Raw genomic sequence first — 17,821 nt, forward strand, 5'->3', positions numbered from 1 at the left:
TACTGCTGAATAATATGCGAAATTTCATGGACCAAAACAGAAGCTAATTCGCTTTCATTATCGGTATAAAAATAATCTCGAATTTACCACTATGTTTCTACAAAAAAAAAGCAAAAGCATTGATTTGATTATCGTTAACTAAATAAAAATGGAAAGGCATTTTAACAGACTGCGCATGGAACACCAATTTCTTACTCAGAGAATTGATGTATTGATTTAATAGAGGATCATAGATGTATGGTGAATGAGAATGTATTTCACGAAGATACAAATCCCCCATTTCTATTTCTTGATTAATATTGAGTATCGCGCCAGCGGTTGTTCCCATATCAGGTGGTGAATCTTCTACTGTTGACTTTACATTGACTGACATAGGCCAAAAAAGCGCTCCTACCAAAAAATCACTGTCATTTTAAAGGAGTATAGTTTGCATATCATAATAATCTGATATTGATTAAAATTTTATTTTCAATTTTATTCGCATTTTTTGTTGTATTTATTATACAAACAACGACCTGCTATGGCACATTTCTAATGTAGTCCTCATTCAGAGGATGGGCTTGTTTTTTTCTTATTACGGAATGATATGCTGCTCAAAAGCAAGAAGCTACAGAAAATCGTTAAAATCAAGCTTTATATTTCCTACCTGAAGATCGATATTTACGGCATACCGGATAAAAAATATGATAAACGATAATAAAATGACCGCCTCTGAATTGAGAGGAACCTGGGGTCTAGGCACGGTTTTTTCACTGCGAATGCTCTGTATATTTATGGTATTGCCCGTGATGACGACCTACGGTATGACACTACCTGACGCTACTTCAACCCTAGTCGGGGTATCTATCGGCATTTACGGCTTAACCCAAGCTTTTTTCCAAATTCCATTTGGTCTGATTTCTGATCGTATCGGAAGAAAATTCATGATTGTCGGGGGATTGATTTTATTTTCTCTGGGCAGTCTGGTGGCAGCTTTCAGTCAGTCTATTTGGGGGATCATCATTGGGCGGGCTTTACAAGGCTCAGGTGCGATTGCATCAGCTATTATGGCGTTACTATCTGATTTAACACGAGAGCAATACCGCACCAAAGCTATGGCCTGTATTGGTGTGAGTTTTGGAATAAGCTTTGCGATTGCGATGATATTGGGCCCGATGATTACTCATGCGTTTGGTCTACATTTTCTTTTTGGAATTATTGCATTTTTATCATTATTAGGGATTGTGATTACATTGACGGTTGTTCCTTCCACGGATAGACATGTTTTAAATAGGGAATCAGGCATGGTTAAAAGCAGCATCACTAAAGTGCTGAATAATCGCCGACTACTAAATCTTAATTTTGGGATTATGTGTTTACACATGTTATTAATGCTGACCTTTGTTGCGTTACCATCCTCTTTAGAACGCGCTGGATTACCAGCCGTAAATCATTGGATACTCTATCTAGTCACCATGTTAATTTCTTTTTCGGCAGTGCTACCTATCGTCCTGTATGCTGAAATGAAACGTCTTATTAGATCGGTTTTAATTCTTTGTGTCACTGTTTTATTGATAGCAGAAGTTATTTTATGGAGCTCACATAAACATTTGTGGAGCATCATCTCTGGTGTTCAGTGCTTTTTTGTTGTGTTTAATATCATGGAAGCACTTTTACCTTCATTAATTAGTAAGGAAGCCCCTGCCGGTTATAAAGGGACCGCGATGGGTATTTACGCTACCGGTCAGTTTATCGGTATCGCTATAGGTGGGTGTCTAGGAGGCTGGCTGTTTGATATGCAGGGGGCAAGTACGGTCTTTGCTGCCTGTGCTCTGGTTTCTTTTATTTGGTTGATGGTCATAACTACAATGCGGGAGCCCCCTTATGTCAGTAGTTTACGAATTCTTCTTCCTAAGAGGGTCTTGGAAGATTCAGATTTACTCAATCGAATAAAAGCTCAAGCAGGAGTCACCGAGGTTTTACTGGTCAACGAGGAACACAGCGCTTACATCAAGGTAGACACAAAAAAAACCAATCGCCGGCAATTAGAAAAACTCATTCATTTAGAAAAAAGTTGAGGGATGCCATCAAAATAAACCGATTTAAACCCTTTGTGCCTAGGTTTAGATACTTTCTCTAAAAACAAAAATATTTCTGAAATGACTCATGGCTGACCTAACGTCAGTCGGGGTCTGATTGTATCTACAGGCGGGGAAATTAAGGCGTTGTTTTGAACAATGTGGTTCCCTTATTTTTCCCTGAAGTGAATACATCTTAAAGTGATTGAGCCATCAATCATCACAGATGCAGTAAATAAAATAAAAAATAATAACACTATTTATTATGCATATAATTGATATACTACTCATTAAATAACATGTTTTCTGGAATCAAACTGATACAGTAAAACCTATAAAAATGTTACGAAAAAAGTCAATTCATTATTTAAAAGTAGGAAAATTATAAATGATAGAAAAAGTTTTATCTTCTAGAAGTTAAAAAATCACTTCATTACTTTCGCTCAACTTTTTACCTTTAACACCCACAACAAATCGATATATACATTTTAGAAAGGAATTCTTAATGAAGAAGTTTTTTACAATTTATTTATAGAGATTTTTATGTCTATCTTTTTCATCACCTGCATCGATCACATTATTTTTACGGTTACCTATTAATTCGTATTGAGTTTCCTTATGCCACGAACATGCTTAACATTTCTAATATCGACCACTAATGGTGACGATTTCATCAAGAGATCAGTAGTAAACTTTTTTATCTTCTAAATTAATCGCGCACCCAAAACACTCTGTCTCTGTCAGATTATAGTCAGCAATAATAATATCGTCTCCCTATAACGCATTACATTTAATCGGTGCGCTCGGCGCTCTTGGACTATATACATACAAAGCATCCGTTAAGTTTCCCTCTGTATATTTTAATACCATTTCTGGCTTTGAAGGTATTTTTATTTTGATAGCCTACAGCGATATTATTACCGTCTCCAAAATAAATCACCGCGCTAGTATTTTCGTGATTGCCGGTTAAGCTCGCTTTTTAAAACGCTGGAGGAATTTTGATCGATGTTCTTGATATTACAAATATCATCGACATCAAAGATGAATAAAATCTCATCATAGTAAAAGACACTGTTTTGCACTATGGGATTTTCTTCTTTCAAATCAGGGCTCATACCAGAATATTTTTACAAATATTGTTAGCGTTTTTTTGAGCTGATTCTGATGAACGTTATCTTCTTATCATTAGAGTCCCTGGATATTAAAAAATCATTCAAAGTGAGGGAGATTGAGTATAAATTTTTATAATTTGATTTTGTAGTTGTAAAATCATCTAATCTGTAATGATAGATGTCTATTTTTATTCGAATAAATCTTTCAGTAAGGTATTTACGTTTTTAAAGACTTGACTATTATACGACTCTCGAATTCTGACTTTTTGATGTTGTGCATCGACTTCTACAGTCAGCCTGTAGGCCTAATAAAATTAAAAATGCGTTTTTCCAAAATTCACTCCTACTGAGAGCAATAGGTTTTTTAGATACCTTGCATATGACGGATGGCGGGGTGCAGTTTGTTCCTGCAAGCAAAAGGCCGCCCGGCGCTAATCCATAAACGCTCATTTTGATACCATTTTATGCTACCAGCCAGCAGAACAACAGCCCCCATAAAAATCAATAGGGAGGCTCATAAAGCAGAAAAAATATCACTGACGATCAAATCTTGTTTTTTAAGAATCTTTAGTCACAGTGAGTGCTTTAAAAGCTACCAAGCTTGGTAAATATCACGCCAGGAGCTTAATAAAATTACAATAAACCCTCCAAACTGTGAGCAGTTTAATCCGACCTTAAAGACTATTTTTTAAAGTTAGAAAATTGACTAATAAAATATAGTGAAATCCATTTTAAAGACTGACCCAATCGACTGAAACCGTATTTAGTAATGTCAATTACAATATTAGAAATTAAATCCGCCATTGCTAAATAATATTCAAAACGTAATTGATTGGTTTACTTTAAATCATTACTTTGCGGAATTGTACACCCAAATCAGTTTTAAAAATCCACGAATATAACCGTAGTATTGTATAAATACCCCATATGATTGAGTCTTTGACTCATTTTACTTAATAAGCTTTCGGATAATAGGTGACTTCTCAAGAGGGGTAATGTAGAAAGATCATCGGAAGAGCTGATGGCTGTTAGTAAGTCCCTCGCTATTTATTTTAGATGCGATCCTGACTAAAAACGCTTCATTTTGATGGTTTAAAGCCGTTCTTTTTTTAAAAATTGAATAGATGGGATCCAATCCATATTTTTTTGATCGAGATTTAAAAAATAATAGTTCAATGTATTGGCATTAAAATGAATGCCTTTCATGGACGTATTGTCGAGATAAATCGAAGTCCTTGAAGGAGTTAAGGGGATTGAAGAGCTCAAGAAGGCACGGAATGGGTTGAAGAAATTGAAAGTGGTTAATGGGGGAATGCCCCATTTTTAAAAACGTCATTTCGGGTAAACGGGTATTACCGTGCTTGATCTCTCTAATACTCGTTATGATTTCTAATGGAAGGGTAAAGAACATCTGTTCAAGCCCACTCAAGATATCGAAATTTTCAAGCTGATTTGTATCGATTTTTTACAGAAAAAATATAGCGAGGGTTAATTTTTTAAAACCATAAAAGTCACCTCTGGTTTCTTAATCAGAAATTTTTTCATCTAGATAGCAAGAAAAAATCTCTGTTATAGAATCTCGGGTAGAATACGCACTGTTTCTTTTCACCGTCAGTACGCCAACATTGGGATCATAACGTGTACTCTCATATTGCCCATGTTTTTAGTCACATCTAACATAAAACCGTGTTTTCCCGAAGAAAAAAATAACTGCCAGTGTCGATGTGCAATACTGAAAGATCGAGATGAGTAAAAAAATGTTGTAGTTCAGAAAGCAGATCTGTTTAATGGTCTTAAATAAAAAATCATTTTATTTAATTGCTCGTGCTTGACTATAACGTCAAAATGATTGTTTTTTCGTTGATGAGGTGATGTTGAACCGGTGATTTTAAAGCGGAAAAAACAGCGCGTTTTTTCTTGAAATTGACTCCAAAATCGGGTGCTTTTTTAGATTTTCTGCAAGGATAGCTCTGATTGTATTTCTGAGATTGTTAATACCAGAAAAGCTTTTTCTCGCTATTGTTGGCGAGACCAATACTTTCAAATAGTCTTCAACAGTTTTCTTGTATTTAAGCGCCTAGGATTCTTTTCATAATAAAAAATTTTACTAGATTAAAATAACCTTGCTCTTTATAAAAAGAGAGAATGCACATCTGCTGAGCTGATTTTATCGTTCAGGTCGATAGCTTATCGCAATCATTTTGAAAAATCAAGCACCAATATTAAATGATCAAAAGGATTCGCGGCCTCCTTGTTAGGCATTAAATGTCCATTATCGTCAGTGTGATGCAAGACGTCGACCTGCAGTCTATCAAGACCACAAATGGGGTATCTAAGGTTATCGAATCAGCATGATTCTCTTTTAGTACTACGCGTATTGAAGTCATATTCCCTTCTGAATTTAGGGTATAGATCAAAAAGAGCGCTGAGAAGTTTTTATTAAGAAATAACGCGATTTTTTCTTTTATTAAAATATTAACAACAACAACCTTTTCTCGCTGTCGAGAATTTTTCCATGTTTTCTAATAACCTTCTGTATCGACTTCAGAAAAACGCGTATATTATATAGATTCGTTTTCTTTTATTTCAGACTCAAAAAAATAGTTATCCATAAAAGATTTTAATTGATCTAAACAATCATACAAAAATGCGGCCTGTATTAGGATAAAACAGCTCCCAGGCAACGCGGTTTCTATTTTTTGATAGGTCACGTCTATCGTACGTTTTAAGATTTTAATTACAAAATATTGATTTTCAATAGAATTTTATAACCAAGACAAAATCGACATGGCGTTGTTGAGTAAAAAATATAAATCGCCCAAACTCAAAAACTGGGTTATGTCTGGTTTTTCTGATGAATCTTGAATATTTCAGCCATTTCTTGCTGCCTTTTCTTCAAATTCATCTCCTTCTAATGTGAAATATTGATTGGATTCAACGAAAGGAAATAATCGACTATGGTTAATAAATTTTAATTATCAAATCAATGTTGTAATATTTTTAAATCGTTTACTGAGGTTTTTGACGTTATAGTTAAAGCCATAGAATCATCATTGTGAGAAAAAGTTTAACCATAAAATATAATTTTTTCCTCCAAAAGGCCCATTTTGACGCTGTTCAATATTAGATAAATAAGCCTTGACATAACTAATCATTTTGATCAGATCGAGTACGAATTTTTTAACGTTTTTATAGAGTTGGTGATTCAAAAAAAGATTTTGAAAAAACTCATATATCGAGTTTGGGCGGGTTGTCATATATTTACATCCATTTAATAAAAAAACGATTTTTACATATAAAAATAAAATTTTTAATTAAATGCTCACAATAGCACGAGAGATATATATCTCCATAAACCCCCTGAAAAATTATTTAAAATAAACTCAAAATAGGTTGTAATATACAACTAACTGCCAGCTAGTCCAAAAAATTTTGGAACGGTGCATGGTGATAAGCTAGATTATTCAAGACACCCTATGACTATTAGGTATTGATAAGGTGATTTTTCTACATTTTTTACTAACAAATGATGACCCATAAAACGACAAAAAGTAGGAATGTCACTCAGTGTGGAAGGATCGTCTGCAATCATCAGCAATGTTTGACCCAGTGCTAAATGCCGCGCTGTTTTTCGCAACATCATGAGTGGTTCAGGGCAGCGAAGACCTAAAGTATCTAGGAAGTAATCATAATCAGTGAAAGCGTCTTGCATTTCTGTATGTCTACATCATTATAAAAAGACAAAAAAATTCTTTATGTAAAAATTTGATTAAAAGCCGTTATTTTAAAAATGTACGATTTTAATGTATTATGGTGACAAATGTAGTGATAAAACAAAACAGCTTTGAACGAATTTTAGTCATTAAATTACGTCATTTCGGAGATGTTTTACTCATCACACCTTTACTGACAACCTTACAGCAACATGCGCCTAATGCAAAAATTGATGTGTTGTTGTATTCAGGAACAGAAAAGATTTTATCAAAAGACAAAACCATTCATCATTTTTGGACAATCGATCGTCAATTGAAACGTGCGGGGATAAAAGCTCAAATATTAGGAGAATGGGCTTTATTCCAATCGTTAAAAAAACAAAATTATTCTTTGCTTCTTAATTTATCAGATCAATGGCGGTCTGCTTTTTATGCCAGATTTTTAAAGCCTAAGTTCAGTATCGGTTTCCATTATGCAAAGCGTGATAATGCGCTTTGGTTCTCTTGTTATGATCATCTGGTGCCTGTTTCAAATCACGTTAAACAACATACTGTTATCAATAATTTATCTATATTAGATCCATTAAAATTATCGAAAATAAGTACCCAAGTCAGTATGTCCTATGGATCTGATGATATTTTTTATGTAGAAAAAATTTTACATGAAAAATTATTGAGTGATTACATTGTCATTCATCCTTTTGCTCGTTGGCACTTTAAAACGTGGAGTGCAGCTTATTTTTCTCAGTTAATTAATTATTTAACAGCACAGAGAGAGAAGATAGTTATCACAGGAGGGCCCGAAAAAACAGAGCGAGATTACGTTCTTAATGTGATCGAATATTGCAATCAAAAAGATGAGATAGTGAATTTGGTTGGCCTTGTGAGTTTTTCTCAGTTAGCCGTATTGATCGATCGTGCTCAAGTTTTTATCGGTGTTGATTCCGTTGCGATGCATATGGCCGCGGCTTTAAAAACACCTTCAGTGGTATTATTCGGCCCTAGTAATATAAAACAATGGCATCCTTGGAACGCCCCATATACTTTATTGTGGGCAGGAGATCATCGAGAGCTTCCTTCTCCGGAGGAGGTAGATACCAGCACCTCTGATCGTTATCTGGATGCAATCCCATTAGAAAAAGTCATAGATGCGGTAGATTTTTGGCGAGCTCAACACAAGGTAAAGTAGCTTTTAAAAAAGCTACTATGGATTTTTTTTAGATCGTCATAGGATAACGATCAAGTATTTTGGTTAATTCTAGAGATAAGAATTGAGCTCGCCATCCTGTCAATAATAAAGGGCGTTTTTCTTTTGGGATCAAACCGAAATGTCAGTTTAATAGCTGATGAATATGTTTTCGTGATCCAATCAACTCATGACTTAATCCAATAAGAGCACCTATCGATTGAATCAGATCTTTGATCGCTTAAAATATCTTTTTATAAACAGGCTCATGGTTTAAATAAGCTACCCAAAGTGAAGGATCCTCTTTTATTTTTTGACTTTCTGTCACTAATCTTAGAATAGTTAAACCATGTTAACGAATGGTCCGACGGTCCAAGCCTAAATGGAACAACTCCGATAAAGAGGTAGGCTGATAACGCGCCACTTTCCATAAATAAGATTCTTGTATCACAAAATTGATCGCGATATTTTTTCACGGGCGTAACCTAAACGCCAAGAAGCCAGCTTTTTAAGCAAATGAGTTGTCCGGGGTTGAGTTGAGAAGCGTGTCCAATATCACGGTAAGCCATTTCAAGATCTTGAATTTGGCTACGGCGTTGACAAAGCAATTCATATTCTTCTTTGACTGCCTCCATCCAACCGGAGGTCTCTATTTTTTTATCAAAGCATTTGCCAGAGGCAAAAGATAAAACACATCTTCGGCCGCATAATTACATTGTTTTTGACTCAATGGTCGAACCAGCCAGTTCGTTCTTGATTCGGTTTTATCCAAAATAATGCCTTAAAATTCTTTCACCAAGGCAGAAAAACTACAAGAGACAGGTCTCCCTGTGAAAGCCACTAAAATTTAGCTATCTATCAAAGATTCAGGGAATATTTTAAAAAAATGAAAAATATTTCAATATGTTCACTTCCTGAATGCAAAAATTTAACGATTTTTTTATTTTGCAATAGGCTCCGAAAAAGAGATCTAATCTGTTATCAAAACAGGATCAATCAGGGATAAGCGATGACTGTCATATAGTTGAATCAAACCCAATTGAGCATAATACGTTTTCGTTCTAATAAATTCAGTGTCTAATGCCACCGATTTATACAAACTAGCCTGCTCACAAATATCCTGTAAATCGTTATTGGTGGTAATCAAACGATAATTCAATATATGGCTCTCGATAAGTTTTTATTAGTCAAAAATTCTCCCTAAGCCTTCATTATGATTTCTGTGAAGCACACTAATAATATAAACATCACTTTTATGACTGAAAGGCGATGTATGCAAACAGGTTTCATAGAGACCTGTTTTATAAACCGTGTTTAATAATTGATAGTGATATAATAAGTCCAAAGTATTTTTACGTGGTTTATATATAGTATAATAAAGAGTTAAATTTTGATGAAATCAATCTCCTGCTTTCTAAGTCGTCTCAATACCTTTGCTCGTGATAATTTTTTATTTTTACAGGGATGTCAAGAGCAATAGAGCCTTTCCAAGGTATAGAAGGAATCAAAACAGGCATTGAATAGAGCGGATTTTTATCATATTGGCGTCATCTTTTTCAAAAGATCATTCAAAGATAGGCATCGAAATAAAATGCTGCCTTTAATTACAGCTATGTTTTTATTAAAATACAATTGCCTTGCTATTTCAATAGCACCGCCATTCTCGACTTAACTGTGTTCTAATTTAGAAGGGACTCCAACCTTATAAAAAGCATTCCATATGTAAAGATGAGTGTTTTTATTTTTTAATAAGCTCGGTACACCATGATGCAATCACATCATACCTTGCAACCTTTCGGTCAAAACTCTAATAAATCTGTGGAACAATATAATCAATCAATTTTTCTTTTACGCAAAGAATCGTATCAAAAAAATTCTGATTATAATGAGTCGATAACATATCGTTTTCTAAACATAACGGATCTTGTTTTTTTATTTCGTTACACCCCATTTGGACTAATGCCAAATTTAACCTGGAGTTTAAGTCGATGAATTTCCTCTGAGATTATCTTAATTAAAAGATAAGTATTATTTTTACGTAAATCTGCTTTATTGTTAAAATTATTGCAATATTGTAGATAGGTTTCATGATCATTCAATTTTGACGTAGGTGTTTCATAATAAAAATAATCATTCTAAATGAATGATATCAATATCATACCAAATCATCATTTCTTTAATAAAATTTTTATCCAGGTTCGTACTTCAGGTACGCTAGGATTTCGTACAAAACGGTTTTTAGTAACACGGATCTATTCAGGGTGACTTTTGTAAACACTTTCTTTTTCGTCAGGAAGAAGCCTATTTAAATGTTCAATCGTATTTTGCGTCGTATCCATTAAGACACGATAAGGATTAATCCAAGCATGTGGTTCAATATTTCTTTTGTACGCTTCTTGTACTGAAAATGCCAGTGGATCGTAGCTAGGATTTTTACCTAAGATACCGGTTAAATAAGAAGACCAAAGGAGAATATCTGAAGAAGATAAGGCATCCGCTTCGGGCTTTACTGTAAGTAACAATTACATTTATTCTCATTTTTACAGATTAACCAAGTATTTAAATTAATTCTTTCTTTTAAACTAATATACGCTCTTGTTCAGGAAAAATTTCCGTGAATGTTTTAGATAGCCAATCTAAATTTATGATACTGGCAACCCGACTGGTACGCAAATGACAGTTTTTTCGCTCCACACTTTTTTAAATTCGAGCAAGCGGTGATTAAAAAGATAAAAACAAAAAACACCAGTAACACCATTTCATATTTTATCTCGCTTTTTGTGCCACATTATTGCGTAAATAAACAGACTCTGCCTGCTCAACAGGGACAGCCGCCCCGGCTTGCCATAATTTAAATGCTAAAGGCAACATATCTTCTGCCTGTGGTAAGAGCAGATCAACCTGTATTAAAACCTCCGAATTCACTTTCAATAAATCAGGATAGATAGTCCAAGCATTCCCCGCATAGGCCCACTTCCCTTTTAATAACCGGATCTGGCGTACGGCCTGTTTTGGTGTTTTCAACATTTCCTTTTCTACGCTTTGCCATTGACCGGCACTTTTTTGAATAAAAGCACCCCAATAAATCTCCCCCATCCGTGCATCCATCGCTACTAGTACTTGTTTTAGGCCGGTTTGACGACATGCGCCTTGCGCTAATATTTCTAAAGTTGAAACGCCAATCATCGGCAAATCAGCCCCTAATGCCAAACCTTGGCTGACACCAATCCCGAGCCGCACGCCCGTGAAACTCCCTGGGCCGCGGGAAAACGCCAAAACATCTAATTGATGCAGGGAAAGAGAAGAGGCGCCCAAAATCTGTTGTACCATAGGTAAAATACGTTGAGTTTGATTTCTTGGGCAGATTTCAGATAAAGAAGAAATTTCCCCATGCTTCCAAATAGCCACAGAGCAGGCGTCTGTGGTTGTATCTATGGCTAATATTGTATTGGGCATAAAAACTCACATCGCAGATGCATAAAAAATTATAAGGCTAGAATTCTAACATAAATATGCTAAAGATTTTTTTTAAAAACACTTGACACTTTATGGTCGCAACCAAAGTCGGAGTTCGGTATGATACGTCCCATTTTTATAGTGATAGCTCAGAAGGTAGGATATGTCACAAAAACAGATTTGGCATGAGAAATTACATTCCTCTTTCGGCCAATATTTTTCCATCAAAGAAGTATTGTACCGCGATAAAACGGATCATCAAGATTTGATTATCTTCGACACTGAAGAGTTTGGCCGAGTCATGGCTTTAAATCATGTAGTGCAAACAACAGAGCGTGATGAATTTATTTATCATGAGATGATGACACACGTCCCTTTATTAGCTCACGGTAATGCTAAAAAAATCTTAATCATAGGGGGGGGGGACGGGGGGATTTTACGTGAAGTGTGCCGCCATGCCGGTATCAAAGAAATTATCATGGTCGAAATTGATCAAGATGTGGTTAATTTGTGCCAACAATATTTTCCTCACCATCATGCAGGTGCTTATGATGATCCGCGATTTCAGTTAAAAATTGATGATGGCGCGCATTTTGTCGAGCAAACAAAGCATCGCTTTGATGTGATCATTTCGGATAGCACCGATCCGATAGGGCCAGGTAAACATTTATTTAAGTCTTCGTTTTATCAAGCATGCCGTCGTATCTTGAATGCAGGGGGTATCTTTGTCGCTCAAAATGGCGTGTGTTTTTTACAACAAACAGAAGTCATAAATACGTATCAACGCCTGATACCTTATTTTTCTGATGTGAGTTTTTACCAAACCACTATTCCTACTTATTATGGGGGAATCATGGTATTCGCTTGGGCTGCAGAAAATGCAAATTTACGTCGGATTGGGCTGAATGATTTAGAATCCCGCTTTGCTGATTCAGGCCTAAAAAGTTGTCGTTACTATAATCCTTTTGTACACTTTACGAGTTTTGCCCTTCCTCAATATTTAATAGAAGCATTGGCAAAAAAAGCGCCTAAATGATGAAAATAGGTTTCGTGAGTACAGAGGCCTTATCACATCGTGTTTGAATTTTTCTTTTTGAAGGTGAGATAAATTGAACAAACTGAAACTACATGGTTTCAATAATTTAACCAAAAGCTTGGGATTTTGTATTTATGATATTTGTCATGCTCAAACCTTTGCTGACCGTGATGGCTATATTACTTATATTGATGACCAATATAATACCGATCGTTTAACCGAAATATTAAGGGAGACCTGCACCATTATAGGTGCAAATATTTTAAATATTGCTCGCCAAGATTACAAACCGCAAGGGGCCAGTGTCACTATTTTAATCAGCGAAGAAGCGATTGATCCACGTGATGTCGATACTTCCGAACACCCGGGGCCTTTACCTGATTATATTGTGGCTCATTTAGATAAAAGCCATATTTGTGTGCATACCTATCCAGAAAGTCATCCAACCGAAGGTTTATGTACCTTTCGGGCCGATATTGAAGTGTCGACCTGTGGGATTATTTCGCCTTTGAATGCATTAAATTATTTAATACACCAGCTCGAATCAGATATTGTGACCATAGATTACCGTGTGAGGGGGTTTACTCGTGATGTGAATGGGGTAAAACATTATATCGATCACCAAATTAACTCCATCCAAAATTTTATGTGTAAAGATATACAATCGCTTTATCATATGATGGATGTCAATGTTTATCAAGAAAACATCTTTCACACAAAGATGATGTTAAAGGACTTTGATCTCAAACATTATCTCTTTAATTCATATCCAGAGCAGCTGAGCGTTCAAGAAAAAGATCTCATCACAAAGAGGCTATATAAAGAAATGCAGGAAATTTACTATGGAAGAAATGTGGTAGAAGTGTAGCAAGATGAAGCCTTTTAAAAGGAAAAATCAACGCTGATCATTATTAAAATTTAATTACAGCGTCAATCTTTGACTCTCTAAATATACAAAATTACTCAATATTTTGAACCTGCTCACGTATTTGCTCGATTAACACTTTAAGCTCAACAGCAGACTTTGTGACTTCAATATTCATCGATTTAGAGGCCAAAGTATTAGATTCTCGGTGACATTCCTGCACCATAAAATCAAGACGGCGCCCGACAACGTCTTGATGATTCAAAATATTTTCAATTTCTTTTATGTGTAGCTCTAAACGATCAAGTTCTTCTGTTGTATCCATTCGTTGCGCTACCAACATTAATTCTTGTTCTAAGCGGTTAGGGTCCAGCTCAACTTTGAATTCTTCAAATGTATTTTGTAAACGCATGCGTTCTGATTCTAAAATAGAAGGCATATGTTCTCGTATTTTAACAATTTCAGCGCTCATTGCTTTTAAACGTTGTTTAATAAATTCTTTTAAACCCGCTCCTTCTTTTTCACGCGAAATCATAAAATCATTTAAAACATGTTCTAATCCTGCGAGTAATTCATAGCTGATGTCTTCTAAAGGAAGATCTTCTGATATCATCACTCCTGGCCATTTAAGAAGATCAAAAGAATTGAATGTGGCTATTTTATCCTGCTCTTTAACCCAAGAAAGCACATTGATGAGTTGTTTTACGAGAGCGCGATTGAGTCTGAGTGTATTTTGGGTGTTTTCATTAGCTTTAAAAGAGAGATGGCACTCTATTTTACCACGGGCCACACACGAGCGAATTTTTTCACGAAAAACCGATTCTAATTTTCCAAACGTGTCTGGCAAGCGAATATAGATGTCTAAATAACGATGATTAACCGCCCGTAGCTCCCAAACTAAATCACCATATTCACTTTTGTGATCAAATCGAGCATAAGCTGTCATACTACGTATCATGAGCAGATTCCCTATGAGAATATTATAAATGAAATAGATTTCATTATACAGAGCAGCTATCTTAATGACGATAGGGATGCACCAAATTAAGCTCTATAAAAAATTTTTATATTGATTGTACAGGAGAAAAACAGATGTGACCTTCAGGCATAACCGCGCAAGAATTACTCCCTTTAACATTCACTCGACATGATACCAAGTCTGCTGAAGGCGCAGTGTTGGTAACATTTGGGGAAACCAGGGTTTTATGTACGACTATAGTTGAAGGAGGGGTTTCTTCGATTTCTCAAGGACCAAAATAAAGGCTAGATTATCGCTAAATATAGTATATTTCCCCATTCTACTCATCAACGTCATGCAAGTAAATACGTTAAGGGACAGCAAGTAGGGCGTACCTCGGAATCTAACGCTTGATTGCACGCGCATTACATGCGGCAGTCGATTTGACAAAATTGGGTGAGTTTACTATCACTCGCGATTATGACGTTTTCTAGGCGGATGGGGGTACTCGCACTGCGCGCTATTAGGGTACCTATGTGGCACTCCAAGATGCCATACAAAAAATGATAGTTTATGGAAAATCAAAAACAATCATATCCAAGTCTCGGTCACAGCGGTATCGGTTTATGAATGTCGTCATGATTGAATAAAGCGTTTGGAGAAAAATGATTGAAATTCTATGCGCCGCAGAAGGCGCGCCTTTTATCCATCAACAATTATTAGAATTGTCAGCCTTAGCGGACGATAGAATAAAACCCATTTTTCTAGCACAAAAAAGGTTTTAGAAAAATAGACTTTGTGTCGAATCAATAAAAGAAATAGAATCAATGGAAAAATATAAAGCTCAATTTATTAAATTTATGCTTGATAGAAAGATTTTAACCTTCGGTGAATTTATTCTAAAATCTGGGCGAGTCAGTCCCTATTTTTTTAATGCCGGGCTGTTTAACAAAGGGAGTGATTTAATAAAACTAGGGCGTTTTTATGCTGACGCTTTGATAAATTCTGGTATTAAATGCGATCTGTTATTTGGCCCCGCTTATAAAGGCATTCCGATTACCATCACAACCGCTATGGCACTTTATGCCAATCATCATCTCGATCTGCCTTACTGTTTTAATAGAAAAGAAATCAAAGATCATGGAGAGGGCGGCGGTTTAGTAGGGGGGGCATTACAAGGCAAAGTGATTTTAGTGGATGACGTGATCACGGCGGGGACGGCTATTCGTGAATCTATAGAAATAATCCATGCTCATTCGGCCTCTTTAGCAGGAATATTAGTTGCTTTAGATCGTCAAGAACGAGATAATTACACGATTTCAGCCATTGAGGAAATTGAACAGAAATATCAGTCTAAGGTGATTTCAATCGTGACTTTAGAGGACATTATCCATTTTTTAAAAAATAGAAAAATTATGATTAAGGCTTTTCCAGCCTTAAATAAATATGCCGAACGATATGGCATCTTAAAAAAAAAATTATGATACACTCAAAGTCACTGACTTTTCTTGTGTCGATAACTGCCTCAGTCATAGGGCCTTTTCTGATGCTTGACTTAATCGCTCAAAAATAAAATCCTCAATCCCTGGTCAGTTTTAAATCAATCTATTGATTTAAACCCGCTTGTTCTCTAAGCAACTCAGCCTTATCGGTCGCTTCCCAAGGAAAAGCGTCACGCCCAAAGTGACCATATGTGGCAGTCGTACGATAAATAGGCTTTAGTAGATCTAACATTTTGATTAAACCATAGGGTCTGAGATCAAAATGTTGGTGTATTAAACTCATGATCTTTTGAATGGTTATTTTTTCGGTGCCAAAGGTTTCGAGCATAATAGAAGTAGGATGTGCGACACCAATAGCGTAAGAAATTTGAATTTCACAGCGATCGGCCAATCCTGCTGCGACGATATTTTTTGCAACATAACGTGCTGCATAAGCGGCAGAACGATCCACTTTAGAGGGATCTTTTCCAGAAAATGCACCACCCCCATGGCGAGCCATGCCGCCATAAGTGTCGACAATAATTTTGCGACCGGTTAAACCACAATCTCCCATAGGGCCCCCTATCACAAAACGACCGGTTGGATTAATAAAATATTTTGTACTGCTTGAAAGCCATCGAGTCGGTATCACGGGTTTAATGATTTCCTCCATCACAGCTTCTTCTAATTGTTTTTGAGTGATATCTTCCTCATGCTGAGTAGAGAACACAATAGTATCGATCGCTACAGCATGGCCTTTATCATATTTAAAGGTGATCTGACTTTTTGCATCTGGACGCAACCAAGGCAACTGACCTATTTTTCGCATCTGAGATTGACACTTCACCAAACGATGTGAATAAGTAATGGGCGCAGGCATTAAAACATCGGTTTCATTGGTTGCGTAGCCAAACATCATTCCTTGATCTCCTGCACCTTGATCCAGCGGATCAATGCGGTCAACCCCTTGATTGATGTCTGGTGACTGTTTCCCAATGGCGCTGAGCACAGCACAAGAATGCGCATCAAAACCCATATCAGAATGAACATAACCAATTTCAGCAAGGGTACGACGCGTGATCTCTTCAATATCGACCCAAGCAGACGTGGTTATTTCTCCACCTACAATGACCATACCGGTTTTAACATAGGTTTCACAGGCCACACGGGCTTTAGGATCTTGAATTAAAATAGCGTCTAATACAGCGTCAGAAATTTGATCCGCGATTTTGTCTGGGTGTCCTTCAGAAACAGATTCAGAAGTAAATAGCTGATGGGGCATTTTTTTACCTTAAATAACAAAAATAAGTATATAAAACAAAGACAAATAAAATTTCGACAATAGTATAAAGCCGTATTTAAAAAAATAAAAATGAGATGGATCAACATCTATACGGCTATTTTAGATCGTATTTTATGCGAATAGCTATTCTTTTTTATTTTTATCATAAGCGGATTTTCAACAAACCTGTTTCGAGGATCAGTATGGACTACTGTCCATTTTGAGTTGTATATAGATTAATTAAATAAATTTAAAAAATATTAAAAATAAGTATATTTTATTTTTTGTTACGATCGAGAATTCATTGGTGTTAGTCATATATTGGCACCCACTCTTACAGTCACGCTTGCAAAGGGGGTTTTTTTATAAAGTGTAGGTGGGGCCCGACATTTATATATAAAATATAGAATAGATATGTTGATACATCATGGGGAATAAAAACCAGTTTTAAATATAACGAGTGAATATTATTTTTTAGTTAATTTTTTAACAAATTACGAATTTCCATGAATAATCTTTCTTGAAGTGCGGTCGATCTACCTGCGCACCAACTTTTATTATTTCTTTATTGATCTCCGATGGAGATTCTAATATTCCTTCTAATTTAACGACGGAGCTTATTCATAAATTTAATTACAGAAAAAATAACTAGTCTGACAATAATACAATCAACTA

The 17,821-nt window shown here is 35.8% G+C and carries 11 protein-coding genes and 3 pseudogenes; 6 read left to right on the forward strand and 8 right to left on the reverse strand.

Features of this window, described 5'->3' with window-relative positions:
* Positions 1–97: 97 nt before the first annotated feature.
* Positions 98–373 carry a M48 family metalloprotease gene (locus CICURV3402_RS01220; RefSeq protein ID WP_187306888.1) on the reverse strand — a complete coding sequence of 92 codons (276 nt, stop codon included), beginning with the start codon at positions 371–373 and terminating at the stop codon, positions 98–100.
* 313 nt (positions 374–686) lie between these two features.
* Here CICURV3402_RS01220 and CICURV3402_RS01225 point away from each other — a divergent pair, with 313 nt between their 5' ends.
* On the forward strand, positions 687–2,057 hold the full coding sequence (locus CICURV3402_RS01225) for an MFS transporter (RefSeq protein ID WP_187306913.1): 1,371 nt from the start codon (positions 687–689) through the stop codon (positions 2,055–2,057).
* A gap of 2,204 nt (positions 2,058–4,261) precedes the next feature.
* On the opposite strand, the gene CICURV3402_RS01230 is transcribed toward CICURV3402_RS01225, so the two are convergent.
* Complete coding sequence (locus tag CICURV3402_RS01230; protein ID WP_187306889.1) at positions 4,262–4,435, reverse strand: hypothetical protein; 174 nt, start codon at positions 4,433–4,435, stop codon at positions 4,262–4,264.
* A 2,194-nt stretch (positions 4,436–6,629) separates the two neighbouring features.
* Entirely contained in the window at positions 6,630–6,881 is a 252-nt protein-coding gene (gene tusA, locus CICURV3402_RS01235) for a sulfurtransferase TusA (RefSeq protein ID WP_158379519.1), read from the reverse strand.
* A gap of 98 nt (positions 6,882–6,979) precedes the next feature.
* Here tusA and rfaQ point away from each other — a divergent pair, with 98 nt between their 5' ends.
* Positions 6,980–8,071, forward strand: coding sequence for a putative lipopolysaccharide heptosyltransferase III (gene rfaQ / locus CICURV3402_RS01240; protein ID WP_187306890.1), 1,092 nt, complete (start codon positions 6,980–6,982; stop codon positions 8,069–8,071).
* Positions 8,072–8,099: 28 nt separating this feature from the next.
* Here the strand turns inward: rfaQ and rnd are convergent.
* The 3 genes and pseudogenes from rnd to tsaB all read right to left on the reverse strand — a co-directional run bounded on the left by rnd (position 8,100) and on the right by tsaB (position 11,524).
* Positions 8,100–9,227, reverse strand: a pseudogene (rnd, locus tag CICURV3402_RS01245) (ribonuclease D).
* Positions 9,228–10,008: 781 nt separating this feature from the next.
* Positions 10,009–10,590, reverse strand: a pseudogene (locus CICURV3402_RS06315) (glycoside hydrolase family 10-like protein).
* 244 nt (positions 10,591–10,834) lie between these two features.
* Positions 10,835–11,524, reverse strand: coding sequence for a tRNA (adenosine(37)-N6)-threonylcarbamoyltransferase complex dimerization subunit type 1 TsaB (tsaB, locus tag CICURV3402_RS01255; protein WP_158379520.1), 690 nt, complete (start codon positions 11,522–11,524; stop codon positions 10,835–10,837).
* A gap of 163 nt (positions 11,525–11,687) precedes the next feature.
* Here tsaB and speE point away from each other — a divergent pair, with 163 nt between their 5' ends.
* Together speE and speD are read left to right on the forward strand one after the other, a co-directional pair.
* Positions 11,688–12,560: a polyamine aminopropyltransferase gene (speE, locus tag CICURV3402_RS01260; RefSeq protein WP_158379521.1), complete on the forward strand. Its 873-nt coding sequence runs from the start codon at positions 11,688–11,690 to the stop codon at positions 12,558–12,560.
* A gap of 73 nt (positions 12,561–12,633) precedes the next feature.
* Positions 12,634–13,428 (forward strand): adenosylmethionine decarboxylase, encoded by a 795-nt coding sequence (speD, locus tag CICURV3402_RS01265; protein ID WP_158379522.1) that lies wholly within the window; start codon positions 12,634–12,636, stop codon positions 13,426–13,428.
* Between the two features lie 91 nt (positions 13,429–13,519).
* Here the strand turns inward: speD and CICURV3402_RS01270 are convergent, their stop codons facing one another.
* On the reverse strand, positions 13,520–14,383 hold the full coding sequence (locus CICURV3402_RS01270; protein WP_158379523.1) for a YicC/YloC family endoribonuclease: 864 nt from the start codon (positions 14,381–14,383) through the stop codon (positions 13,520–13,522).
* 149 nt (positions 14,384–14,532) lie between these two features.
* Here CICURV3402_RS01270 and rph point away from each other — a divergent pair.
* Both rph and pyrE read left to right on the forward strand, forming a co-directional pair.
* Positions 14,533–15,168: pseudogene (gene rph, locus CICURV3402_RS01275) on the forward strand (ribonuclease PH).
* 42 nt (positions 15,169–15,210) lie between these two features.
* Entirely contained in the window at positions 15,211–15,867 is a 657-nt protein-coding gene (gene pyrE, locus CICURV3402_RS01280; protein WP_158379524.1) for an orotate phosphoribosyltransferase, read from the forward strand.
* Positions 15,868–15,988: 121 nt separating this feature from the next.
* On the opposite strand, the gene metK is transcribed toward pyrE, so the two are convergent.
* Positions 15,989–17,146, reverse strand: coding sequence for a methionine adenosyltransferase (gene metK, locus CICURV3402_RS01285; RefSeq protein WP_158379525.1), 1,158 nt, complete (start codon positions 17,144–17,146; stop codon positions 15,989–15,991).
* Positions 17,147–17,821: the final 675 nt, after the last annotated feature.

Source organism: Candidatus Williamhamiltonella defendens, assembly GCF_900699045.1.
Lineage (GTDB): Bacteria > Pseudomonadota > Gammaproteobacteria > Enterobacterales > Enterobacteriaceae > Hamiltonella > Hamiltonella defensa_A.